The 22,403-nt window shown below is 38.1% G+C and carries 25 protein-coding genes; all 25 read left to right on the top strand.

The window, feature by feature from the left end:
* The first annotated feature begins 22 nt into the window (after positions 1-22).
* The 25 genes from mntA (at position 23) to nusB (ending at position 22,118) form a co-directional block, all read left to right on the top strand.
* Positions 23-334: a type VII toxin-antitoxin system MntA family adenylyltransferase antitoxin gene (mntA, locus tag B4H39_RS01000; protein WP_251421278.1), complete on the top strand. Its 312-nt coding sequence runs from the start codon at positions 23-25 to the stop codon at positions 332-334.
* Complete coding sequence (locus tag B4H39_RS00995; RefSeq protein ID WP_251421276.1) at positions 331-720, top strand: hypothetical protein; 390 nt, start codon at positions 331-333, stop codon at positions 718-720. Before mntA ends, B4H39_RS00995 begins: the two co-directional genes overlap by 4 nt.
* Positions 721-920: 200 nt before the next feature.
* Positions 921-1,133: a hypothetical protein gene (locus tag B4H39_RS00990; RefSeq protein ID WP_251421274.1), complete on the top strand. Its 213-nt coding sequence runs from the start codon at positions 921-923 to the stop codon at positions 1,131-1,133.
* 23 nt (positions 1,134-1,156) lie between these two features.
* Entirely contained in the window at positions 1,157-1,288 is a 132-nt protein-coding gene (locus B4H39_RS00985) for a hypothetical protein (RefSeq protein WP_277612225.1), read from the top strand.
* Positions 1,289-1,985: 697 nt separating this feature from the next.
* On the top strand, positions 1,986-2,201 hold the full coding sequence (locus tag B4H39_RS00980; RefSeq protein ID WP_251421272.1) for a hypothetical protein: 216 nt from the start codon (positions 1,986-1,988) through the stop codon (positions 2,199-2,201).
* Positions 2,202-2,245: 44 nt separating this feature from the next.
* Positions 2,246-3,058, top strand: a complete 813-nt coding sequence (locus tag B4H39_RS00975) for a tyrosine-type recombinase/integrase (RefSeq protein WP_251421270.1) — start codon at positions 2,246-2,248, stop codon at positions 3,056-3,058.
* Positions 3,059-3,184: 126 nt separating this feature from the next.
* Entirely contained in the window at positions 3,185-4,030 is an 846-nt protein-coding gene (locus B4H39_RS00970) for a bifunctional methylenetetrahydrofolate dehydrogenase/methenyltetrahydrofolate cyclohydrolase (RefSeq protein ID WP_251421268.1), read from the top strand.
* Positions 4,031-4,074: 44 nt separating this feature from the next.
* Positions 4,075-5,328: an exodeoxyribonuclease VII large subunit gene (xseA, locus tag B4H39_RS00965; protein WP_202229901.1), complete on the top strand. Its 1,254-nt coding sequence runs from the start codon at positions 4,075-4,077 to the stop codon at positions 5,326-5,328.
* A gap of 9 nt (positions 5,329-5,337) precedes the next feature.
* The gene (locus tag B4H39_RS00960) at positions 5,338-5,562 is read left to right on the top strand and encodes an exodeoxyribonuclease VII small subunit (RefSeq protein WP_202229902.1); all 225 of its coding nucleotides are present in this window, start codon (positions 5,338-5,340) and stop codon (positions 5,560-5,562) included.
* Positions 5,563-5,673: 111 nt separating this feature from the next.
* The gene (locus B4H39_RS00955; protein ID WP_251421316.1) at positions 5,674-6,726 is read left to right on the top strand and encodes a glycerate kinase; all 1,053 of its coding nucleotides are present in this window, start codon (positions 5,674-5,676) and stop codon (positions 6,724-6,726) included.
* Positions 6,727-7,153: 427 nt separating this feature from the next.
* A complete protein-coding gene (locus B4H39_RS00950) occupies positions 7,154-8,005 on the top strand; it encodes a polyprenyl synthetase family protein (RefSeq protein ID WP_251421266.1) in 852 nt (283 codons plus the stop codon).
* Positions 8,002-8,811: a TlyA family RNA methyltransferase gene (locus B4H39_RS00945; protein WP_251421264.1), complete on the top strand. Its 810-nt coding sequence runs from the start codon at positions 8,002-8,004 to the stop codon at positions 8,809-8,811. The genes B4H39_RS00950 and B4H39_RS00945 overlap by 4 nt, the downstream gene beginning before the upstream one ends.
* Complete coding sequence (locus tag B4H39_RS00940) at positions 8,808-9,254, top strand: arginine repressor (RefSeq protein ID WP_251421262.1); 447 nt, start codon at positions 8,808-8,810, stop codon at positions 9,252-9,254. The genes B4H39_RS00945 and B4H39_RS00940 overlap by 4 nt, the downstream gene beginning before the upstream one ends.
* 11 nt (positions 9,255-9,265) lie before the next feature.
* On the top strand, positions 9,266-10,930 hold the full coding sequence (gene recN / locus B4H39_RS00935) for a DNA repair protein RecN (RefSeq protein WP_251421260.1): 1,665 nt from the start codon (positions 9,266-9,268) through the stop codon (positions 10,928-10,930).
* 7 nt (positions 10,931-10,937) lie between these two features.
* The gene (locus B4H39_RS00930; RefSeq protein ID WP_251421258.1) at positions 10,938-11,897 is read left to right on the top strand and encodes a DUF805 domain-containing protein; all 960 of its coding nucleotides are present in this window, start codon (positions 10,938-10,940) and stop codon (positions 11,895-11,897) included.
* A 57-nt stretch (positions 11,898-11,954) separates the two neighbouring features.
* Positions 11,955-13,172: an aminoacyltransferase gene (locus B4H39_RS00925; RefSeq protein ID WP_202229909.1), complete on the top strand. Its 1,218-nt coding sequence runs from the start codon at positions 11,955-11,957 to the stop codon at positions 13,170-13,172.
* Positions 13,172-14,218 carry a peptidoglycan bridge formation glycyltransferase FemA/FemB family protein gene (locus B4H39_RS00920; protein ID WP_251421256.1) on the top strand — a complete coding sequence of 349 codons (1,047 nt, stop codon included), beginning with the start codon at positions 13,172-13,174 and terminating at the stop codon, positions 14,216-14,218. Before B4H39_RS00925 ends, B4H39_RS00920 begins: the two co-directional genes overlap by 1 nt.
* A gap of 195 nt (positions 14,219-14,413) precedes the next feature.
* Entirely contained in the window at positions 14,414-15,394 is a 981-nt protein-coding gene (locus B4H39_RS00915) for an NAD(P)/FAD-dependent oxidoreductase (protein ID WP_202229911.1), read from the top strand.
* Positions 15,395-15,454: 60 nt separating this feature from the next.
* Positions 15,455-16,009, top strand: a complete 555-nt coding sequence (locus B4H39_RS00910) for a CvpA family protein (RefSeq protein WP_251421254.1) — start codon at positions 15,455-15,457, stop codon at positions 16,007-16,009.
* Between the two features lie 5 nt (positions 16,010-16,014).
* Positions 16,015-18,351: an endonuclease MutS2 gene (locus B4H39_RS00905; RefSeq protein ID WP_251421252.1), complete on the top strand. Its 2,337-nt coding sequence runs from the start codon at positions 16,015-16,017 to the stop codon at positions 18,349-18,351.
* Positions 18,352-18,437: 86 nt separating this feature from the next.
* On the top strand, positions 18,438-18,752 hold the full coding sequence (trxA, locus tag B4H39_RS00900; protein ID WP_202229914.1) for a thioredoxin: 315 nt from the start codon (positions 18,438-18,440) through the stop codon (positions 18,750-18,752).
* Positions 18,753-18,899: 147 nt separating this feature from the next.
* Entirely contained in the window at positions 18,900-19,949 is a 1,050-nt protein-coding gene (locus B4H39_RS00895; RefSeq protein ID WP_251421249.1) for a M24 family metallopeptidase, read from the top strand.
* A 155-nt stretch (positions 19,950-20,104) separates the two neighbouring features.
* Complete coding sequence (gene efp / locus B4H39_RS00890) at positions 20,105-20,662, top strand: elongation factor P (protein ID WP_251421247.1); 558 nt, start codon at positions 20,105-20,107, stop codon at positions 20,660-20,662.
* An 87-nt stretch (positions 20,663-20,749) separates the two neighbouring features.
* Positions 20,750-21,151 (top strand): Asp23/Gls24 family envelope stress response protein, encoded by a 402-nt coding sequence (locus B4H39_RS00885; protein ID WP_202229917.1) that lies wholly within the window; start codon positions 20,750-20,752, stop codon positions 21,149-21,151.
* Complete coding sequence (gene nusB, locus B4H39_RS00880; RefSeq protein ID WP_251421246.1) at positions 21,144-22,118, top strand: transcription antitermination factor NusB; 975 nt, start codon at positions 21,144-21,146, stop codon at positions 22,116-22,118. Before B4H39_RS00885 ends, nusB begins: the two co-directional genes overlap by 8 nt.
* Positions 22,119-22,403 lie beyond the last annotated feature (285 nt).

The following is a 22,403-nucleotide window of genomic DNA, read 5'->3' as shown; positions in this document are numbered from 1 at the left end:
AGGTTGCTTGAAAGGAGTCCACATGATTTTAACTATTGAAGAAATTACAAAAAAAGTCGTACCCATTGCAAAAAAATATAATTTAAAAGAAGTTTATTTGTTTGGCTCCTATGCACGAGGTAAAGCAAAAGAAGACAGTGACATTGATCTGGCTTTTTCAAGTAATGAAACTTTATCTTATTTCAAATTATTTGAAATTGAAGCAGAATTAGAGGAAGCTATGGGTAAAGCAGTAGACCTTGTTCCTATTGTTCAACTTTCAGAATCAAAAACACCTATTGGAAGATATATGTATGAAAAAGCTTTCCAAAAAGAAAAGAGGTTAATTGCTTGAGAAATCAAAGTGAGCGAGAAGTTGATATTCAATATTTAAAAACAATGGTTTATTATGCTGGCGAAGTAAAAGAGCGTTTGGCTCGTGCGCAAAGATATAATATATCAGCTAATGATGATATGGTTGTAGAGTCTATCGCATTGCTTCTGGGTCAAATTGGAGAACAGCTTGATAGTAAAAAATTGAGTGAAGAAGTTCAAACAAAGTATCAAGGAAATCCGATTGATTTTAGCTCGATTAGTAAGTTTAGAAATAAAGCGTATCACCATTATGGCTCTATGAATGCTAAGGGTATTCTTCTTGCAAGTCAAGGCATGGATGAATTGATTGAACAGCTTAATTTCATAATTAGAAAAGAACAAATAGATTTAGATAATTTATTTTAATGAAGGCTTACTTTTGTAGGTCTTTTTTCTTTAACTTTTTAATGGCTTTTTGATCTGTTTAGCAATCTTTTACTTTGTGTGTTTTTGTAAAATCAGTATATTGTGTTACTTTGTATCTTTGAGTGAAAAAAAGAAGTCTTAGGAGTGTACTGCCCCCAAAAGTTAGACAGAGAAAATCTAACATTTAGGGGTGTTTTTCTATGAAATTAACTTATAAGGATAAACTCCAACTCTATACACTCAGAAAAAAAGGCCGTAGCTTGAGTAAACTTGCACAAGACTTTGATATCCAAAAATCCAATATTAATTGTATGTTAAAGTTGATAGAGAAGTACGGTATAGATATTGTATATAAAGAGAAAAATAGAGTTTACTCGAAAGCATTAAAAGAAGAAATCATAAAGTCCTCGTAGAAGGCCAATCCCAATACCAATCAATGGCAGGTTCAGTCAGTGAGAACCCACATGGACATGCAGGGGTCATCAGTAGTGTAAAAGGCAATAGCTTTAGCACTTATGAACAAAATGTGGGCGGTGTACAAATTGTGCAGAAAATGAACCGCACATAGGACAGCAGTATTACAAGTATTGCCATACCACCTAAAAAAGTGATGAAATGAGGAAGATAAAAAAGATGGTGTGTTATTTAAAAATGATTGCTTTACTTTTTTACATTATTATTTCCAATAATTTTGTGGGAATAGTTGTATAGATTAATAAAGATTTGTCATGATAAGGCAAGTCTTTTTATCTTGGAGGAGCTGATGATAAAAGATACAGTCAGCGTTTGGAAGTCTTTTTAAATTTCTTAGATAACTGTATACGTTATGTGAGGGAGTATGTGAAGGAACTAGAAAAACACGGTCTTCCGATAAATATCATTTTACGGAAAGCTAGGCAGTTAGGTTCTATGCATTGGATAAATGGAAAATCATATCAATTGAAATTGGACGACTATATGATTGTTTATAGATTGACAGGACATCGATTTGTGAGTTTATATTGTTCAGATGTACCTGAAAGGTCTGTGACTCTTGAATTTGATTTTGTTTCTATTGGAACTGGATAAACATTTCAATTATACAGGAGCCGCAATAGCTTATCGTAGGGAAGACATTGTGGAGAAATTTCGTGTAGAAAGAGATAAGGAGGGGAAACTTGTAAGGAAAGAAATATAACAAAGTAAATGGAGAACTAAAAATAAAATCGTTATCACAAGGACAAGAGAAATCTTGTCCTTATTTTTTGTATCGTAAGGAGGGGACTATGGAAGAACGTTTTACAGATTTGTGTACAGCACATAAATTGGCAAATATTTTTGAGTACGAACCGAAGACAGTACAGAATTATATTAGCCAAATGAGGAGAGATCCAGAATATGGCAAATATGTGGTTGGACCGAGAAGGCATACCATGGTAAGCTATGCAGGATTTTATGATTATTGGATAAGTAAGGGAGAAAAGCAGAGAGAAATGTTATAATAAGATTTATAACTTCTCTCTTGCTTGGTCAACGAGGGGGAACAATGTTTTATAAAAAATTAGACAATGGAAAGTATTGCTATTTTGAAAAATTTTTTGATAAGGCACAAGATAAATGGCGTCAAGTGACAGTGACTTTAAATTCAAAGAGTCGAGTTGCGCAAGCAGAAGCTAAAAATAGACTGGCTTTAAAAATAGAGGAAAAGCTCCGTCAGGGAAGTTTTAAAGAAGTCCCTAGCGTGCAAAAAGTTTTTGGGGAGTGGCGAAAGATTCGGGATGAAGAATTAAAAGCTTCTTCTGTGCATACAGAAACATGGGCTTTCCGAAAGTTTTTAGACAATTTTGGAAGGAGAAAAATCTCAGAAATTAAGGGCAATGAGATCCAGCAATTCATACTAGGTTTGAATTTAGCGCCAACAACGCGAGTGTTGAGACGAACTTATTATAATCTTCTGTTTACTTATGCTCAAAATGTTGGCTATATAGAGCATAATCCCATGTCGCAGGTGGTTCTACCTAAAGTAAGAAGGACTTTAGAAGACATAAAGAAAAAGCAAAATGACTTTTTGGATCGACGGGAAATGCGTCTTATTCTTGATTATGGCTATAGCCTTTCCAAATGTTATAGGAAAACGGCTATTTTAGAGTTTATGTTCTTAACGGGCTTACGTACAGGAGAATTGTTGGCTTTAAGCTGGGAAGACATTCATTTTGAAGCGTCGACTTTAACAGTTGCGCACACCTTGAATCTTCATGGTTATGTGGCAAATGCACGACAGCTCCTTCTTATGTATAGCCATGTGACCCAAAATATGCAAAATGATTTGAAAGCTAAACTGAACGCACTTGACTTTTGAAAGTAACCAAAAGTATCAGAAAAGGGAGGAAAAAAGAGGAAATTAGGGGGATGAAAGAAATCTTGAAAAAGCTGTTATAGAGCTTGTTTACAGGGTTTTTGTCCTATTTTTTTCTAAAATAAAAGTATGAAAATTATTGATGGAAAAGCTCTTGCAGAAACAATGCAAGAAAAACTTAAAAATAGAGTTGACAAACTGAAAGGAAAGGGCATTCAGCCAGGTCTTGCTGTTATTTTGCTTGGGGAAAATCCAGCAAGCCAAGTTTATGTTCGAAATAAAGAGCGTGTAGCTGCCAAACTTGGTCTTAAGTCTGAAATTGTTCGTTTACCAGACACAACTTCTGAAGCGGAGTTACTAGATTTGATTGAAAGCTATAATAACGACATTTCTTGGCACGGGCTTCTTGTACAGCTGCCACTCCCTCCACATATCTCGGAAGAAAAGGTTTTGCTCGCAATATCACCTGAAAAAGATGTTGATGGCTTTCATCCTATTAATATGGGTAAGCTGTGGAGCGGCAGTCCCTTGATGATTCCTTCAACACCAGCAGGCATTATGGAGATGTTCCGAGCTTATGGCGTGGAACTCTCAGGCAAAAAAGCAGTTGTCATTGGTCGGTCAAACATTGTTGGGAAGCCAATGGCTCAGCTGCTGATGATGGCGAATGCAACAGTAACGATTGCGCATTCACGTACGGAAAATCTTTCTGAACTGACACGTTCGGCAGATATTTTAGTCGTGGCTATTGGGCAAGACCGTTTTATCAAGGCGGAAGATGTAAAAGCAGGTGCAGTTGTCATTGATGTGGGAATGAATCGTGATGAAAACGGTAAACTCCATGGTGATGTTGATTTTGAGCAGGTAAAAGAGGTTGCGGGCTTATTGACCCCAGTTCCCGGTGGAGTTGGACCGATGACAATCACTATGCTGATGGAACAAACTATACGTGCAGCAGAAACTTCGATGAAATAATGGAAGTCTAGGATAAATTAAGCACATCTAGAAAGAATAAAAATATGACAGAGTATTTAACAGTATCAGTTCTCACCAAATATTTGAAAGCAAAGTTTGATCGTGATCCTTATTTGGAACGTGTTTACTTGACAGGAGAGATTTCAAATTTTCGTCAACGTCCCAGTCATCAGTATTTTGCAATTAAAGATGAAAAAGCTGTAATACAGGCAACTATGTGGGCGGGACAGTTTAAAAAACTCGATTTTAAACTGGAAGATGGGATGAAAGTCCTTGTGACTGGTCGTATCAGCCTCTATGCTCCCTCAGGTTCTTATTCTATCAATATTGAAAATATTGTTCCAGATGGTATTGGTGCTTTGGCTGTGAAGTTCGAACAGCTGAAAAAAAAATTAACAGCAGAAGGTTTATTCAACCCGCAGTGGAAGCAAGAACTGCCACTTTTTTCTAAAAAAATTGCAGTGGTTACTAGCCCGTCTGGTGCTGTTATAAGAGACATCATCACAACAGTTAACCGTCGTTTTCCAATGAGTCAGATTTTACTTTATCCAACAAAGGTTCAAGGCGCAGGAGCTGCGGAAGAAATAGCAGCAAATATTGAAGCTGTGAATGAACGTGCGGACGTTGACATACTCATCATTGGACGAGGTGGTGGCTCCATTGAAGATTTATGGGCTTTTAATGAAGAAATTGTTGTACGTGCTATTTTTGAATCTCGTATCCCAGTTATCTCCTCAGTGGGACATGAAACTGATACGACTTTAGCTGATTTCGTTGCCGATCGACGCGCAGCAACACCAACAGCAGCAGCCGAACTAGCAACTCCTAATACAAAGCTGGATTTGTTAGCTTGGGCAGATGATCAAGAGCTCCGTATGCGCAACCGTGTCACTCACCTTATCCAGACACAGAGAGAGCGGGTGGAAAAACTGGCCAATTCAGTAGTTTTTCGGCAGCCTGAGCGTCTCTATGACGGGCATATTCAGAAGATTGACCATTTGACCAGCCGTTTACAAAATTTGACTGAAAACAAAATTTATCGGGAGAAACATCGCTATGAATTATTGGCTGGTAGACTCACTCCTGCTTTTGCAAAACTTTATGAGCAAAAGAAAAATCAAGTGGATAATTTGGTGCAAGCTCTCCTCTTGATGGATATCAGCAAAATCAAAGCACGTGGATTTTCACTTGTCACCACACACAGTGGTAAAATTATTAAAAGCGTCAATGATGTTCAAACTGGTGATCAAGTCAATCTTGAGTTGAGCGACGGTACAGTTCGTGCAGAAATAAAATAGAGGATAAGTATGGCTACAAAAAAAGAAGCAAAATTTGAAGAAAATTTAGTAGAACTTGAAACAATTGTCAAAAAACTAGAGAGTGGAGATGTGGCTTTAGAAGATGCCATTTCTGAATTTCAAAAGGGAATGCTTCTCTCTGAAAAACTTAAAGCAACCCTAAATGAAGCGGAAAAAACTCTGGTGAAGATTGTTGGCAAGGACGGCTCAGAAACTGACTTTTTAGGAGAATAAGGCTTGTTCAAGTAACAATATTTTGTATTATAATTAGAAACGACTCAAGGAGAGTAAAAATAGTTTTCCTTCACTATGATGACAATACAAGGCCGCGAAAGAGAGAAAAATATGAAAGTCGTAGTAGCGATAGATTCTTTTAAAGGCTCTGTCACAAGTGCAGAGCTAAATCAGGCAGTAAAGACTGCGATTTTGTCGTTCTCTCCCGAGATAAAAGTTGAAACTTTTGAAATTGCTGACGGTGGAGAAGGAAGTCTTTCGGCAGTAAAAACTGGCTTGGGTGGACATTATATCAATGTTGAAACAGTTGATTTATTACAACGTCCCTTGCAGGCTTCCTATCTATTGATTGATGGGGAGCTGGCTTTTATTGAGGCAGCCGAAGTGGTAGGAATTGATAAAGTTATACCCAGTGAAGAAACGGTTCAAAAGGCAACAACTTTTGGACTTGGCGCCTTGTTTTTAGATGCTAAAAAGAGAGGGGCAACTGAAATTATACTCAGTCTTGGAGGTACAGGAAGTTCTGATGGTGGCTTGGGTCTTTTGCAGGCCCTAGAAGGCGAAGACTTTTCAGATATAAAAATCACGGGTTTAGCTGATGTCACTAATGTTTATGCAGGACCAAAAGGTTATGCAAAATTCTTCGGCAGGCAAAAAGGAGGAAATTCTGAAATTCTTGAAGCCCAAGACTTGGCTGCACAGAATTTTGCTCAAAAAATAAAACAAGAACGAAATATTGACCTGCAAGAGATACCAGGAACAGGTGCAGCCGGAGGCTTAGGTGCAGCTATTATCTTACTAGGTGGAAGACTAGAGTCAGGATTTTCTAAAATTGCTCAGCTTCTAAAAATTGAAGACAGTATTAAAAATGCAGACTTGATTATCACGGGCGAGGGACGGATGGACTTTCAGACTGCAAAGGGAAAGGTTCCTTTCGGAATGGCAAAGCTGGGAGAAAAATACAATGTACCGACGCTTGCTTTTTGTGGGGCTTTGGCAGATGAGCTAGGAGAAATGAACCGAGTACTGCTGGCAAGTTACAGTATTCAGCGCGCAGTACTTTCTTTGGAAGAAGCAATGGACAAAGAAGTAACCTTAAAAAACATCAAGGCTTTAACAGAGAACGTCATTAAAACCTGGCTTTACTGTGATAGAAATAAGTAAGCAAATAGGAAAAAATCGTTGTTTCCCCACCAAAATATAAAAAAGGGAGACAGATGCAGATAAGAGCAACAAAAAGGATTCGAAAGTCTAAAAAATAAGTTCATAGGCTATGGCAAAATCCTTAAAAATAGAGAAGGCTTAACCCTAAGTACAAGAATAGATTGGTTAAGCTTTTTTGCGTTTTGTTTTAAATCCATTAACTTTCGACTTTTGTTTCAGATTTCTGTTGAGAAAAGGCAATAAGTCATAAAAATATAAAGAGAAAATCGCTCAAGCATAAGATTCTATTTTTGTACAATTTGGATAAAATAGAATTTTTTAGTCTCTTTCTTACAGAGAATGTTTTTCACTCAAAGGAACTTTTTCAGCTGCAGAGCACGCGATTTTCTATTGGACATTATTTCTTTGAAATGGGATAATATAAGAAATGGTTATCAATATGAAAATGCTTGAGAAAGAGCTCACAAAATTTTATGAAAAAGCTGAAATTCCTCAACACTTGGCAGCTTCAATAGTTTATTCACTTACAGCAGGTGGAAAAAGAATTCGTCCCCTTTTGTTCTTACAGATGCTTAAAGCTTTTGGGATTCCACTTGAAACAGCGCACTATCAAGTTGCTGCTGCTGTAGAAATGATTCATACGGGCAGTTTGATTCATGACGATCTTCCGGCCATGGACAATGATGATTACCGTCGGGGACAGCTGACGAATCACAAAAAATTTGATGAAGCAACAGCAATCTTGGCAGGAGATTCGCTTTTTTTGGACCCTTACTATATACTGGCAAAGTCATCTTTTTCTGCACCAATAGTTGTAGACTTAGTGAAAGAGCTATCTTATGCAAGTGGTTCTTTGGGGATGGTTGCTGGACAAATTTTAGATATGGATGCTGAGAGAAAAACCTTGTCCACGGAGCAAGTTAAAAACATCCATCATTTGAAAACAGGAAGAATGTTGGCTTTCCCTTTTGTAGCGGCTGGAATTATTGCTGAACAACCAGAAGATGTTATGGCAAAGTTACGAGAGATTGGACAAAATTTGGGATTGGCTTTCCAGATACGGGATGACATTCTTGATGTGACAGGAACATTTGAAGAAATCGGCAAAACACCAGGAAAAGATCAAGTGGAAGAAAAGTCAACCTATGTTGCCCTACTTGGTTTACAAGGTGCACAGGAAGCTTTAAAGCGATTGCTGAAAACTGTAAAAGATGACTTGGCACAGGTTGCATCAAGTGCTGAAATTATCGAAATTATAGAAAGTCTAGAAATAAAATGAAAGAAAGAGTAGATGTTTTAGCAGCAGATCAAGGTTTATTTGAAACGAGAGAGCAGGCCAAACGTGGTGTTATGGCTGGCTTAGTGGTGGATGCTAAATCAGGTGAGCGCTTTGATAAGCCAGGACAAAAGATTGAAGACAGTACAGAACTAAGGCTCAAAGGAGAAAAGCTAAAGTATGTGAGTCGTGGTGGTCTGAAGTTAGAAAAAGCTCTGCAAGAGTTTTACCTTTCTGTGGAAGAAAAAACTTGCTTGGATATTGGTGCCTCAACAGGAGGTTTTACGGATGTTATGCTTCAAAATGGTGCTAAGCGTGTCTATGCCTTGGATGTTGGAACCAACCAGCTCGCATGGAAACTTCGTAAAGATAGTCGTGTTGTGGTGATGGAACAGTTTAACTTTCGCAAGGCTGTTTTAGAAGATTTTACACAAGGACAACCAGAATTCGCCTCAATTGATGTTAGCTTCATCTCTCTTGACTTGATTTTACCTCCCTTGTTTGATATTTTGGCAGAAGAGGGAGACGTTGCTGCTTTGATTAAACCACAGTTTGAGGCTGGGCGTAATCAAGTGGGGAAAAATGGAATCATTAAGGATCCGAAAATACACAAGTGGACGATTGAAAAAGTCATAAATACAGCGCTGAGTACTGGATTTTCAGTAAAACACTTAACCTTTTCTCCCATCAAAGGAGGGGCAGGGAATGTTGAATTTTTAGTGCATTTGAAAAAAGAAAAGGCAGCTACAGTCGCGTCTCATATTGATATTGAAGCTGTACTAAAAACAGAAAAGGAAACATTGACATGAGAAGAGAAGAACGACTTGATTTTATTTCAAAACTCATTACCGCAAAAGAAGTGCAAACTCAAGACGAGCTTGTACAGGAGCTTTTGGAAAATGATATCGATGTGACTCAGGCAACGGTTTCACGGGATATTAAGTCCTTAGCTCTCATCAAAATCCCCGGAAGTCAAGGAGGCTATCGTTATGCTTTGCCACACCAGCATGACGAAGAGCAAAAAGATCTCTTGCATAAAGAACTGGCCAATGAGGCGATTCTTGAATTGAAAATGCATGAAAACATGATTTCAATCACGGCTAAACCTGGAACAACCAGCGTCATTAAAAAGAGTCTGATCAACCGATACAATAAAAAAATATTTTCAATTATGACGGATGACGACAGTATTTTGATTATCTGTGAAACAAGACGGCAAGCGAATACAATTTATGACGAATTAAGTTTATAAAAGGAAACGGTATGCTACAAGAAATTTCTATCAAAAACTTTGCAATTATCGAAGAAATTCATATCTCTTTTGAAAATGGAATGACGATTTTGACAGGTGAAACTGGAGCTGGGAAGTCTATTATCATTGATGCAATGGGGCTTTTACTTGGCGGGCGTAGTTCGAGTGACTTTGTCCGTACAGGCAAAGATAAGGCCGAGATTGAGGGGCTATTTTTTGCAGAGGAAAACAAAGAACTTGAGCGGAGACTTGAAGATTTAGGTCTTGAAAGCAGCAGTGAACTTATTTTGCGTCGGGATATTTTTGCTAACGGCCGTTCAGTTTGTCGTGTGAATGGGCAAATGGTTAATCTTGCAACATTACGAGAAATAGGAGAGCTTTTGGTTGATATTCATGGTCAACATGACAATCAAGAATTAATGAATGCTAAGCATCACCTCCGTTTGCTTGATGAGTTTGGAGATGAAACATTTGAACAAATCAAGTCGGAGTATCAGATTAAGTTTGAACACTATAAAAAAATTCGACAAGCTTTAGAAACCCGCCAAAAAAATGAGCAGGAGTTTGCGCAGCGTATTGAAGTTTTACAATTTCAAGTGGAAGAAATTGAAGCAGCGGAAATTGACCTAAAAGAAGATGAACAATTGCAAGTACGCAGAGCCAAGCTCAACAACGCTAAAAATATAGCAGATGCCCTGAATACAGCTTATTTGGCTTTGGACGATGACGAAGGGGACTTTTCAAGTCTAAGTGGCATTCGTACAGCTATGTCTGAGTTAGAACATGCTGCTGAGTTTGATCAAGATTATCAAGACTTGTCGGACAAAACAATGGATGCTTATTATCTACTTGAAGAAGTGTCCACAAGGTTAGCAACAGCTATGGATATGATTGAGTTTAACCCTACAGAGCTTTTGCAAATTGAAGAAAGAATCTTAACTTTAAACACACTGCGTAAAAAATACGGTCCAGAACTTTCTGATGTTTTGCAAAGCTTGGAAAAGATACAGCTCGAACTGTCAGACTTGACCGGAGGAACAGAAGACAGTGAGAGTCTAGAAGAAGCACTTAAGGAAGCACAAGCAGAACTTTTGGTAGCGAGTGAAGAACTCAATACTGCGCGGCATGCTATAGCCAAAGAACTTGAAGAAGACATAAAAAAAGAGCTTGCTGATCTTTACATGGAAAAAGCCGACTTTTCTGTGAAATTTGAGAGTGGAAAATTCTCAAGCAGAGGTAATGAGCAAGTAGAATTTTATATCCAAACCAATCCAGGAGAGGGATTCAAGCCTTTGGCAAAAACAGCATCTGGTGGAGAGCTGTCCCGTCTAATGCTGGCCATTAAATCTAGTTTTTCAAGACGTGAAAATAAAACTTCCATTGTCTTTGATGAGGTAGATACAGGTGTATCAGGACGTGTTGCTCAGGCAATTGCGCAAAAAATATATAAGATTGCACAAGCAGGGCAAGTATTGGCGATTTCCCACCTCCCTCAAGTTGTCGCTATTGCTGACACGCAATTTTACATAGAAAAAGCTTCAACAGATGATGTCACAACTTCAACAGTTCGAAAACTTCACTTAGAAGAACGGATTGAGGAAGTTGCAAAAATGTTAGCAGGGGATGATGTAACTGTAGAAGCCTTAGCGCAAGCAAAACGATTACTAATGAAATGAGGAAAATATGTTTAGTTTCAGAGATTTCAAACAATCTTATCAAAAATTTTGGTTAGGGTATATTTCTTTCAAAGAAAGAACCAATCGAAAAGACTATTGGTTGGCTATGTTGGGGCATGGTGTCTTAACACTGTGTTTACTTATCTTAGCGGGATTATTTAACCTGTTATCAAATGATGTGCTGCCAGACATCTGGTCTGTTTTTTCCTATTTTTTCATTGGACTATGGGGGCTTTATAGCTTAGTGGCTGCTCTTCCTTTTTGCGCCATAGCTGTACGTCGTTTACGTGATACTGGTTTACCTTGGGAACTGATTTTTATCCTTATAGTACCTTTTGGTGGCTTTTTAAGTATGCTTATTCTTAACGCTTTGCCCTCATCCAAGTCACAAGCTGGTATGCCTGAGTTTTCACAACCTGTTTATAGAACACCTAAAATTCAAGAAATGGGTCATGAATCATTTTTTCAAGCTATAAAGAATTATTTTGTGGGCTATGTATCTTTTAGAGGAAGGAGTAGTCGTCTCAGCTTTTGGATGGTTCAACTTAGCATTGTTGCTCTTTTCACTGTTTTGGGACTGCTGTTTTCGGGCACTCAGCTCTTTGAGAATATATTTTTCGGACATGCTTTTCTTGCGAGCTGGCTGCTTTTATTTATTATTTTCCTCATTGCTTTAGGCTTATTTCTACCAACACTTGCCTTATTTGCACGCCGTTTTCGTGATGCTGGTTTATCAAACTTTGGGATTGTTTTGCTCTTTTTTAGCGCTGCTTCTTTAAATTTATTAAGAAATATTATTCACACTGTGGATGTGGCGAGCTTTGGTATACGTGATTTTTCACTGCTAAACTATCTTTTATTCCTAGCAACTTTTGTTTTTGTGGCGCTTATTATTTTTGTGGCAGTTCAGGACAAGGATCAACTTGCGCAAAAGGAAAAAACGCTTTTGTTTAGAAAGAGAGGCTGAAATATCTGGCCTTTTTTGCTATAATAAGTAAAATCATTAAAGAAGTAAGGATATGTTTTGAATTATAAATTAAGAGAAATTTCGGCTGAAGATTTTGCCCAGTTCAATGAAAACGTAAGCCGTGGAAGTTTTTTACAGACTCCTGAAATGGCAGACTTGATGAAGGCGAATGGTTGGGAAGTCACTTTCTTGGCTGTCCAATCCGACAAAATAGAAATGGCCGCTCTTTTAGGGGCAAAAAGTATGACTGGAGGGAAGCATTACGAAATCCAGTATGGTCCAATTTATCAAGAATATCAAGAGGCTGTGGAAAAGTTTTTCTATAAAGAACTGCGACAGTTTGTCAAAGAGCATGGTGGTATGGAACTCTTGGTTATTCCTAATACAAACTATCAAGAATTTGACAGCTCAGGGCATCCACTTACAGCAGAAAATCAAAAATTTATCGCAGACATGCAAGAGCTTGGCTATAATCACACAGGTTTAGAAGTAGGCTATAATCAACGTGGAGAGTCAACTTGGCACTATATCAAAGATTTATCAGAAATTGCAGATGACAAAAAATTGCTTAAATCTTACACTAAGGATGGGCAATATTCTGTAAAGAAAACACAGCAGTTCGGTATTCGGGTACGCCCTTTGGCCTATGAAGAACTAGACAAGTTCAAAAAAATTACCTCTGAAACTTCGGAACGTCGTGGTTATGATGATCATGACTTAGCCTATTACCAAAGTCTTTATAAAACTTTTGGTGATAAAGCAGAGTTTCTGGTTGCAGAAATCAACTTTGCTGATTATGAGAAGGCTATTGTAACTCAAATTGATAAACTTACAGGTCAGATTGAAAAAACTAAAAAAGAGGGCAAACGTAAGGAATTAGAAAATCAGCTTGAAACTCAAAAAGTTCGTTTAGCAGAAGCGCGCGAGTTTATTGCGGAGCATGGTCGTGAAGATATCATATTAGCTGGTTCACTCTTTATTTACGGCGCCAGCGAGACAATCTATTTGTTCAGTGGTTCATATGAAGCGTTTAAAAAATTATATGCACCATTCGCTATCCAACATTATGTGATGAAAAAAACTTTGAATAAGGGTGTAAAGAGCTATAATTTCTTTGGGATTGCCGGTACTTTTGACGGCACAGATGGTGTCCTACACTTTAAACAAAATTTTTCAGGCTATGTCGTACGTAAGGTGGGTTATTTCACTTACTATCCAAAACCACTTAAGCATAAAATCTTAAGCATGGCTAAAACTATTTTAGGTAGAAAATAATGGAATTCTTAGAAATCTCTCAAGAACAATTTACAGCATTTGCAGCTGAAGAAACAACATCTTTTTTGCAAACGCCGCAGATGGCAGACATGCTGGCAAAGCGGGGGTACAAGCTTAATTTTCTAGCCGTAACAATCAATGATAAGATTAAGATGGCAGCTTTGATAACTTCTATTTCTGTTTCTGGCGGTGCAAAGCTTGAAATTAATTTTGGACCGATTGGTAACTTTGACCAAGTCATTTTTAATTATTTTATTCAAGAATTAAAAAAATATGCTAAAAATCATCAAGTCCTAGAAGTGAAGGTGCGGCCAGACATAAACTATATGGTTTTTGACAGTAAGGGACAAGCGTTAGAAGAAGCTAATGAGTCCTTTATTTCTGAGATGAAAAAGCTAGGCTTGACTTATAATGGACGTCATGTTGGTTATGAAGAACAAGATGCAGTTGCAGAATGGCAATATATTAAGGATTTATCCGAAATCACTGACGAAGCATCGCTTCTCAAAAGCTATAACTCCAATGCTAAGCGCAATGTAAAAAAAGCGATAAAAAATGAAGTTATCGTGAGAGCTGCAACTTATGATGAGCTTGCAGAAGTTGAACGATTGATTGGCAACACGGGAGAAAAACGCCACTTCGCAACAAAGGACTTGGACTATTATCAAGAACTCTATACGGCTTTCGGTGACAACATTGAATTTCTGCTGACTTTTCAAGGTGGAACAGCAATTGCAGCGGGTGTTTTTATTGAAGTGAATCGCGAATTTCTCTACCTTTATGGTGGTTCAGATGGCGCCTATGGCAAGCTTGGAGGGCCTTTCCTCATGCAACATACAGCCATGCTTCATGCACTTGAACGTCAGTTGGTAACATATAACTTCTACGGTATTTCAGGTAAATTTGACGGCAGTGATGGTGTTTTGAAGTTTAAGCAAAACTTTGGCGGCTACATTACACAAAAGGTTGGAGAATTTTCATACTATCCACAACCGATAAAATACAAGATTATTCAGGGGATAAAGAAACTGTTAGGACGTGTTTGAAGCTGAAAACAAGGGTCTTGTTCCAGATATAACCAGAAGAATTGCAAAGAGAATCAAGTTAGAATTTGATTTTTCGGTGTGGGATAAAGACTATAAAACTCTATCGGAATGAACTTCGGTAGAGTTCTTTTAGAATTTCAAACCAAGGAATGTCAAAAACTTTTGACAAATATGCTTTTCTGCTATAATGTCTTTATGGAAAATTTATACGATTTAACAATTATCGGTGCAGGTCCTGTTGGACTCTATGCTGGATTTTATGCGGGTATGCGTGGAATGACGGTCAAAATTATTGAGGCTTTAGAAGAAGCAGGCGGTCAACCCCAAGCACTTTATCCAGATAAAATGATATATGACATAGCAGGACTTCCTGAAATCTCAGGTGCAGCTTTGGCAGAAAATCTTTTGACACAGCTTGCGCGTGTTCCACATGAGCTTTATTTGGATGAGAAGGTGGAAAATATCAGTTTAGATGATGAGAGCAAGGAGTTTAAACTGCAAACGGATAAGGGGACACATCGTTCAAAAGCAGTTTTACTGACAACAGGTTCTGGATTATTAAGTCCGCGTAAGCTTAATCTTGAGGGCGAGGAAGAACTTCATAAATTAGGGAGGATTAACTATTTTATAAAAAATTTAGAGGAATACAGTGGGAAAGAAGTAGCTGTTCTAGGCGGTGGTGACAGTGCCTTAGATTGGTCACTTATGCTGGAGAAGGTGGCGAAAAAAGTTCACTTGGTTCATCGGCGATCCTCATTTAGAGCGCATGCTTTAACTGTAGCGGAACTTGAAAAATCAACAGTTGAAGTGCATACGCCATATCTCCCTGTCTTCTTATCCACAAATGGTCTTGTGCTTCAACGTGTGAAATCTGAGGAAATACAGAAATTAGAAGTGGAAAAAATCTTGGTAAATTATGGAATGATGACCAATCATGTGGATTTAAATGAAAAAATAGCTCTCAGTCGCAGAGGACGAATCCAGTCTAATCGGCAGCAGGAAACAAATGTTACGGGGCTATATGTAGCTGGTGATGCAAGTGACTATGAAGGAAAAGCACCTCTAATGTCTGTTGGGTTTGGCGAAGCAGTTCTCGCCATCAATGATATGACACAGAAGCTAAAATTTAGCCACAGCTTGCAAACAGGACATTCTTCAAGCCTTTTTGGTAAATGAGGAGAAAATAAGGTATAATGAGTATAATACGAATGATTTACAGAAATTTAGGAAAAGATTATGCTTATTAACTTACTTATTTTAGCATTGCTGGTATGGGCCTTTTTAGTTGGTTATTCCCGCGGATTGGTTTTGCAGGCAATTTATAGTTTAGGCCTCATTGTATCAGCTATCATTGCCTTTTTAAATTATAAGACGCTGGCAGCGCACCTCACAATGTGGGTCCCCTTTTCAAGTGCAACAGCAGACTCTCGCTTACTCTTTTTTGATAACAGCATACTGTTCCAAGTTGATGAAGCTTTTTACGCAGGGTTAGCTTTTATTGTCATTTTTGTGCTCTCCTATGTTGTCATTCGTCTTATTGGACTTTTTGTCCATATTACGCGCTTACAACCTCTTGGAAAAAATGGAAAAATTATTGCGGGTGTACTTGCTGTAGGAGCAACTTATTTTGGGATTCAGATGGCTCTTACTCTATTGGCACTTGTACCGATGATGAACGTTCAAAATCAGTTGAATGCCTCAGTATTAGCCCGGTTAATGGTCAGCTATACTCCGATTTCTTCGGGAATGCTGAAAAATATCTTTATTGAGAACATTATAGGTAATATTTAAAACTTATGAATAAAAAAATCATCCAAATTTTAGAATTTGATAAGGTCAAAGAGCAATTTTTGGCCTTTTTAACCACCGCTCAAGGGAAAAAAGAGCTGGAAGAACTAGAGCCTCTTTCTGATAGACGTAAAATACAACCCTTATTTGATGAACTGTCTGAGTTTGAAAAACTAATACAAGAAAATGGACAAATTCAGTTGTCTAAAACGGGTGACATTAGTGAGATCTTACGACGTTTAGAACTGGATGCTCAGCTGAGCGGCCGTGAATTTGTAGAAATTAAAAAAATTGTTCAGCAGGGACTGAATATCTTGCGCTATTTTGAGGAGGCAGAGAATGTTAATATTCCGGCTTTAGAAGAACTCATCAGCAAGTTTACGGACCTTTCTACCGTTCATAAAGCTCTTGAAATTTTTGATAATTCTGGAACACTTTATGACAATGCTTCACCCGAGCTGATGCACATTCGTTCAGCCATCAAACGTTACCAATCAGAAATCAAAAAGGTTATGCAGGAACTCCTGTCTAAAAACACAGCTTCTTTGACTGAAAATCTGATTACCGTTCGTAATGAACGTCAAGTTCTTCCTGTCCGTGCAGACAGTAAGAATAGAATCTCAGGTGTTGTACATGACATGTCCGCCTCGGGACAAACACTTTATATTGAGCCGAATGCAGTCGTTTCCCTTAACAATAACCTCAATCAAAAGAAAATTGAGGAGAAAAACGAAATCCTTCGGATTTTACGTGAACTCAGTGAGCAATTAAAACCATTCAGTGCAGATATTCGACAAAATGCTTGGGTGCAAGGTCATCTGGACTTGATTAAAGCCAAATATAACTACTTGTTAAAATACAGGGCAAGTATTCCCGAATTGGCGCATGATAATGACATTTGTTTTTACGATGCACGGCATCCACTCATTGATCCGAAAGTCGTTGTATCTAATGATATAAAGTTTGACAGCAGTTTAAATACGATTGTCATTACAGGTCCTAATACTGGCGGTAAAACCATTACCCTAAAGACGGTGGGTTTGCTGACTTTAATGGCGCAATCTGGCCTTCCTATTTTGACGGGTAAGGGAAGCCGAGTGCATGTCTTCAACGAAATCTTTGCAGATATTGGCGATGAACAATCAATTGAGCAAAGTCTTTCGACTTTTTCAAGTCATATGACAAATATTGTAGAGATTTTGGAAAAATCTGACCACACTTCCTTGGTTCTTTTTGATGAGCTGGGAGCAGGTACAGATCCCAAGGAAGGAGCAGCGCTAGCCATTGCCATTTTAGAATTTTTACGTGAAAGGCATGTAAAGACGCTGGCGAGTACGCACTATCCAGAACTCAAGGCTTATGGTGTGGAAACATCTGGAGTTATTAATGCAAGCATGGAGTTTGATATTGAACAAATGCGTCCGGTTTTTCGCTTGCAACTTGGCGTGCCAGGGCGTTCAAATGCCTTAGAGATTTCACGGCGTTTAGGCTTGTCGGATTACATTATCCAACAAGCCAGTGACCTGCTTTCAGATGAAGCACATGATGTGAATCAGATGATTGCTCGTTTGGAAGAAAAGACGCGTGAAGTGACGGAAGCTGCCGCCCATATTAAAAAGCTAGAGCATGAAAATATTGCACTTCATAGGGACTTGACCAGAGTTTATGACCAGATTAATCGAGAGCGTGAGCAAGAGCTGGAAAAGGCTAAACGTGAAGCACAAGAAGTTGTGAAAAAAGCAAGCCAAGAAGCACAAGCCATTCTCAAAACACTTAATGAGAAGGCACAGCTCAAACCTCATGAGATTATAGCTGCACGTGGCGAACTTGAAAACCTAGTTCCTGCGGTTGATTATAGTAAGAATAAGGTTTTGAAAAAAGCTAAAGCCCAGCGTGGGCTCAAGCAGGGGGCTGAAGTCCTTGTTACGGCTTATGGTCAGCGCGGAAAACTTATTCGTCTTGAAAAAGATGGACGTTGGCAGGTTCAGATGGGTTCAATAATGACTAAACTACAAGAGAATGAGTTTGAGTTAACGGAGGAAGAAGCTGCTAAACACCAACCAGCTAAAACAAAATCAGTTACGCGAAAAGTAAGTAATAAAGTGAAGGCACAGTTGGATTTACGTGGGATGCGCTATGAAGAAGCAGAGCTCGAGTTGGATAATTATATTGATCAAGCGCTTTTGGCAAATCTGTTACAAATTACGATTATACACGGTATAGGGACAGGAGTCATCCGTGAAATGGTTCAGAAAAAACTACAAAAACATCGACATATCAAGAGTTATGAGTATGCTCCTGTAAATGCTGGAGGAAGTGGAGCAACAATTGCTACCCTAAAATGATTTAAAATTTAAAGAGAATCATAATATTTGTAAAGCAGAGAAAAATTCGCTAGAATGTACTCATAACAAAGAATGAGGGTACGAAAATGGAATATAATATTACTGATGCTACTTTTAGAGAAGAAATCAAAGAAGGATTAGTTCTTGTAGACTTTTGGGCTACATGGTGTGGTCCATGTCGTATGCAAGCGCCTATCTTGGAACAATTGGCTGAAGAACTTGATGAGTCAGAACTAAAAATCTGCAAGTTGGATGTTGATGAAAACCCAGCAACACCACAAGCCTTCGGCGTAATGAGTATCCCAACATTGATTTTCTTTAAAGACGGTCAAATGGTTAAACAGGTTGTGGGAGTTCAAACAAAAGCGCAGCTCAAAGCCATTGTTGCGGAGTTATCATAAGATAAGAGGAACCAAGTAAAATAGACACCATAGTAAAGGCTAGGGCAATCTATTTTAGGAGGTTCTTTTTTATGCAAAGAAATATAATATTATAGTTCAGACTTTGTTATAATAGAGTTAGCTACCCCAAATGAAAAGGAGAAATCTATGAGAATCAGTAACTTAAAAGAAAAAATAGCACGAGAAAATTTAGAGGGCTTAATCTTGACTGACATGAAAAATATCTACTATTTGACTGGTTTTTCAGGTACGGCTGGAACGGTTTTCATGACAGCAGATCATTCCTACTTTATGACTGATGATCGTTATATTGGGATTGCACGTCAATTAATTACGGGTTTTGAGATTATCCAGACGCGGGATGCCTTGGCCGAAATTGCAAAGCTTGCTGAAGGACTTCAAGTCGTTGGTTTTGAAGATACTGTTGATTTTGCATTTTATCGTGTGTTGGCTGAAAAATTAAAGAATGCCAAGCTGGTTCCTACAGCTAACTTTGTAGCAGAGTTACGCCAAATTAAAGATTCAGATGAAATCGCCACAATCAAGAAAGCTTGTCAAATTGCTGATAAGGCATTTGAAGCTGTACTGAAATATATCGAGCCGGGAAGAACAGAGATAGAAGTCGCTAATTTTCTTGACTTCAAAATGCGAGAAATGGGTGCAAGCGGTATTTCTTTTGATACTATTGTGGCTTCAGGAAAACGCAGCAGTTTGCCGCACGGTGTAGCCACTCACAAAATGATTGAGTTTGGTGATCCTGTAACTATTGATTTCGGGTGCTACTACAATCATTATGCGAGTGACATGACAAGAACCGTCTTCGTTGGTGAGGTCGATCCAAAGATGCGAGAAATTTATCATACTGTGCATCAGGCAAATGAAGCCTTAATCACAGAAGCAAAGGAAGGTATGACTCTGGCTGACTTTGACAAGGTACCACGTGATGTGATTGAAGCAGCCTCATATGGAGAGTACTTTACACATGGTATCGGTCATGGTTTAGGGTTAGATGTGCACGAGATTCCTTATTTTGGCGCCAAAGCAAAAGGAACACTCAAGTCTAACATGGTCGTTACTGATGAACCAGGAATCTATATTCCTGACTTTGGTGGTGTCCGGATAGAGGATGATTTACTTATCACTGAGGAAGGCTGTCAAGTCTTGACACAATCGCCAAAAGAACTTCTGATACTTTGATCTAATATCTTGAAGCAAAGCTCTATTTACTTTAAACGCTCCCTTTAGCAAATAAACAGAAATTTGAAAAAAGGGTGAATTTGTGCTAAAATGAGTTGTTAAAGGCTGCCTCTTTGAGCAGTAAATAGAATATTCACTAGGAGATATATATAATTATGGTAGCAGCAAAAGACCTCAAAGCCGGAATGACATTTTTGAACGGAGACAAGCTTCTCCGTGTTATGGAAGCAAGTCATCACAAACCAGGTAAAGGTAACACAATCATGCGTATGAAATTACGTGATGTACGTTCAGGCTCTACATTTGACGACACATACCGTCCAGAAGACAAGTTTGAACAAGCAGTTATTGATACAGTAGCTGCACAATACCTTTATCAAATGGACGATACAGCTTTCTTCATGAACAATGAAACATATGATCAATACGAAATTCCAGTTGAACAAGTCAAAGAAGAGTTGCTCTATGTTCTTGAAAATACAGATGTAAAAATCCAATTTTATGGCACAGAGGTCATCGGTATCCAATTGCCAACAACTGTTGTTCTTGAAGTAACTGAAACTCAACCTTCTATTAAGGGTGCAACAGTGACAGGTTCAGGTAAACCAGCAACGATGGAAACTGGTTTGGTCGTTAACGTTCCTGATTTTGTAGAAGTAGGAACAAAGCTCGAAATTAACACACAAACGGGTGAATACCTTAAACGTGCATAAGCAGTTTATTGTTAGACCTCACTTATATTGAGGTGCTATAAAAGCTCAGCTCCGTGGAGAAGCAAAAGAAAAGATAGAGGAGAGAAGATGACAGATACAACTGTTCATACTGCAGAACTTGGTGAAATCGTTATTGCACCAGAAGTTCTTGAAGTCATTATCGGCATCACAACTGCAAAAATTGACGGTGTTTATGCATTACGCAACAAGCACTTTTCAGACAGTCTCGGCAAAAAATCAGAAGGCCGTGGTGTTTATATCGAAAGCAAAAAAGATAAGGTTATTGTTAATATTTATGTCTACTTGGCTTTCGGCATTAACGTGCCACAAGTAGCTCTCAATATTCAAAAAGAAGTGAAAGAAGCAGTTGAACAAGCAACAGAAATTGTAATTGATGATGTGAACATCCATGTTGTAGGTATTGTTCCTGAAAAATTACCAAAACCAAGCTTTGACGATTTGTTTGATGAGGGCTTCTTTGATGCCTAACAAGCTAACGCAACATAATATTCGTCAGCGTGCAGTGCAAACACTTTTTGAATACTATATCCGAAAAGCCATGTCAGAAACTGTTCTGACAGAGTTTAAGAACAACATAGAAAAAATTAATCGTGAATTGGCAAAGCCAATTCGCTTTGATATTGCCTATAAGGATGAGCGCATCCCAGTCCGTGACTTTCCGCGTTTTTTCACAAAGCCTTTAAAAGAAATTGACAAGATTTATGAAATTTTGGATATCCCTAATCGTGAAAAAACAGCAGTTTATAAAGCATTGAGCTTTATCCGTGATTTTGGCGGTTACACTAAACGTATGACGGATCAAGAAGCTGTTGATTTATACAAAGATATCTTCTTGAATTTGAATTTGGTACGCCTTTTTAATATCGAGCTGGAAGAAGAAAACATTGCGGTTCGTGTTCGTGATTTCTTGCGTGCAAGCTTCAGAGCTGAAACTCCAGAAGAAAAACTAGAAGTTTTTAATAAGGTGTTCTCTGATGTACATTCAAGTGTTCGTGAAAAGATTACAGTTGAGCTTTTTAAACCTCTGACCGTTCAAGATGAAGTTGCAGAAATTTTGGCGATGACTGAACCAAAGTTTGCTACAGCTTCTCAGGATATCTTGGTTCAAGCAAAAGCTTTTGCCTTGAATTACGATAATGATACAGATGAGCCAGTAGAAGCACCCGCTTATTTCACAGAATTAGTTGATGGTGTCTTAGAAAAGCAAAACAGTCTTGATTCTGCCTTGTCGGAATATTTGGCTAAAGGCTGGAGCTTTTCTCGCTTGACAATGATTGAGCAGGTCTTGCTCCGCTTAGGTGCTTATGAAATCTTATTCACAGAAACACCGAATCTCGTTGCCATTAATGAGTCTATTGAATTAGCAAAAGATTTTAGTGATGAAAAATCAAGTAAATTTATTAATGGAATGTTGACAAATTTAATCAAAGAATAATATATTGAAGACACAGAATGATTACATTTCTGTGTCTTTTTGCGTAAATGTTGGTAAATTTTCTTGTAAAATATTATAATTAAACCATATTAGGTCACTTATATGTGGAAATTCTGTTAAGGCTCACTGAGTCTCAAAAAAAATCATAAGTTTTCTGAATTTTTGGATATATAACGTAATGAAACTTTTGTCAAAATATCAATCTTATTTTTATGGAAAGTTGAAAATGAAAAATTAAATTTTCTTTATAATTATGAGTTTGAATAATGTGTTTTAAAAGATTAT

Source organism: Lactococcus sp. UBA7128, assembly GCF_002492185.1.
Lineage (GTDB): Bacteria > Bacillota > Bacilli > Lactobacillales > Streptococcaceae > Lactococcus > Lactococcus muris.
This window is presented reverse-complemented; position numbering and strand designations above follow the sequence as displayed.

What these genes read in the sequence shown, in the direction of transcription:
- B4H39_RS00955 (WP_251421316.1), top strand. Translation starts at nt 5,674, where the DNA reads ATGAAAGTCGTAGTAGCGATAGATTCTTTTAAAGGCTCTGTCACAAGT.
- B4H39_RS00885 (WP_202229917.1), top strand. Translation starts at nt 20,750, where the DNA reads ATGACAGATACAACTGTTCATACTGCAGAACTTGGTGAAATCGTTATT.
- B4H39_RS00910 (WP_251421254.1), top strand. Translation starts at nt 15,455, where the DNA reads ATGCTTATTAACTTACTTATTTTAGCATTGCTGGTATGGGCCTTTTTA.
- B4H39_RS00940 (WP_251421262.1), top strand. Translation starts at nt 8,808, where the DNA reads ATGAGAAGAGAAGAACGACTTGATTTTATTTCAAAACTCATTACCGCA.
- B4H39_RS00915 (WP_202229911.1), top strand. Translation starts at nt 14,414, where the DNA reads ATGGAAAATTTATACGATTTAACAATTATCGGTGCAGGTCCTGTTGGA.
- B4H39_RS00905 (WP_251421252.1), top strand. Translation starts at nt 16,015, where the DNA reads ATGAATAAAAAAATCATCCAAATTTTAGAATTTGATAAGGTCAAAGAG.
- B4H39_RS00950 (WP_251421266.1), top strand. Translation starts at nt 7,154, where the DNA reads ATGGTTATCAATATGAAAATGCTTGAGAAAGAGCTCACAAAATTTTAT.
- B4H39_RS00945 (WP_251421264.1), top strand. Translation starts at nt 8,002, where the DNA reads ATGAAAGAAAGAGTAGATGTTTTAGCAGCAGATCAAGGTTTATTTGAA.
- efp (WP_251421247.1), top strand. Translation starts at nt 20,105, where the DNA reads ATGGTAGCAGCAAAAGACCTCAAAGCCGGAATGACATTTTTGAACGGA.
- B4H39_RS00960 (WP_202229902.1), top strand. Translation starts at nt 5,338, where the DNA reads ATGGCTACAAAAAAAGAAGCAAAATTTGAAGAAAATTTAGTAGAACTT.
- xseA (WP_202229901.1), top strand. Translation starts at nt 4,075, where the DNA reads ATGACAGAGTATTTAACAGTATCAGTTCTCACCAAATATTTGAAAGCA.
- B4H39_RS00980 (WP_251421272.1), top strand. Translation starts at nt 1,986, where the DNA reads ATGGAAGAACGTTTTACAGATTTGTGTACAGCACATAAATTGGCAAAT.
- B4H39_RS00985 (WP_277612225.1), top strand. Translation starts at nt 1,157, where the DNA reads ATGGCAGGTTCAGTCAGTGAGAACCCACATGGACATGCAGGGGTCATC.
- B4H39_RS00975 (WP_251421270.1), top strand. Translation starts at nt 2,246, where the DNA reads ATGTTTTATAAAAAATTAGACAATGGAAAGTATTGCTATTTTGAAAAA.
- trxA (WP_202229914.1), top strand. Translation starts at nt 18,438, where the DNA reads ATGGAATATAATATTACTGATGCTACTTTTAGAGAAGAAATCAAAGAA.
- B4H39_RS00920 (WP_251421256.1), top strand. Translation starts at nt 13,172, where the DNA reads ATGGAATTCTTAGAAATCTCTCAAGAACAATTTACAGCATTTGCAGCT.
- B4H39_RS00930 (WP_251421258.1), top strand. Translation starts at nt 10,938, where the DNA reads ATGTTTAGTTTCAGAGATTTCAAACAATCTTATCAAAAATTTTGGTTA.
- mntA (WP_251421278.1), top strand. Translation starts at nt 23, where the DNA reads ATGATTTTAACTATTGAAGAAATTACAAAAAAAGTCGTACCCATTGCA.
- B4H39_RS00990 (WP_251421274.1), top strand. Translation starts at nt 921, where the DNA reads ATGAAATTAACTTATAAGGATAAACTCCAACTCTATACACTCAGAAAA.
- B4H39_RS00895 (WP_251421249.1), top strand. Translation starts at nt 18,900, where the DNA reads ATGAGAATCAGTAACTTAAAAGAAAAAATAGCACGAGAAAATTTAGAG.
- B4H39_RS00970 (WP_251421268.1), top strand. Translation starts at nt 3,185, where the DNA reads ATGAAAATTATTGATGGAAAAGCTCTTGCAGAAACAATGCAAGAAAAA.
- recN (WP_251421260.1), top strand. Translation starts at nt 9,266, where the DNA reads ATGCTACAAGAAATTTCTATCAAAAACTTTGCAATTATCGAAGAAATT.
- nusB (WP_251421246.1), top strand. Translation starts at nt 21,144, where the DNA reads ATGCCTAACAAGCTAACGCAACATAATATTCGTCAGCGTGCAGTGCAA.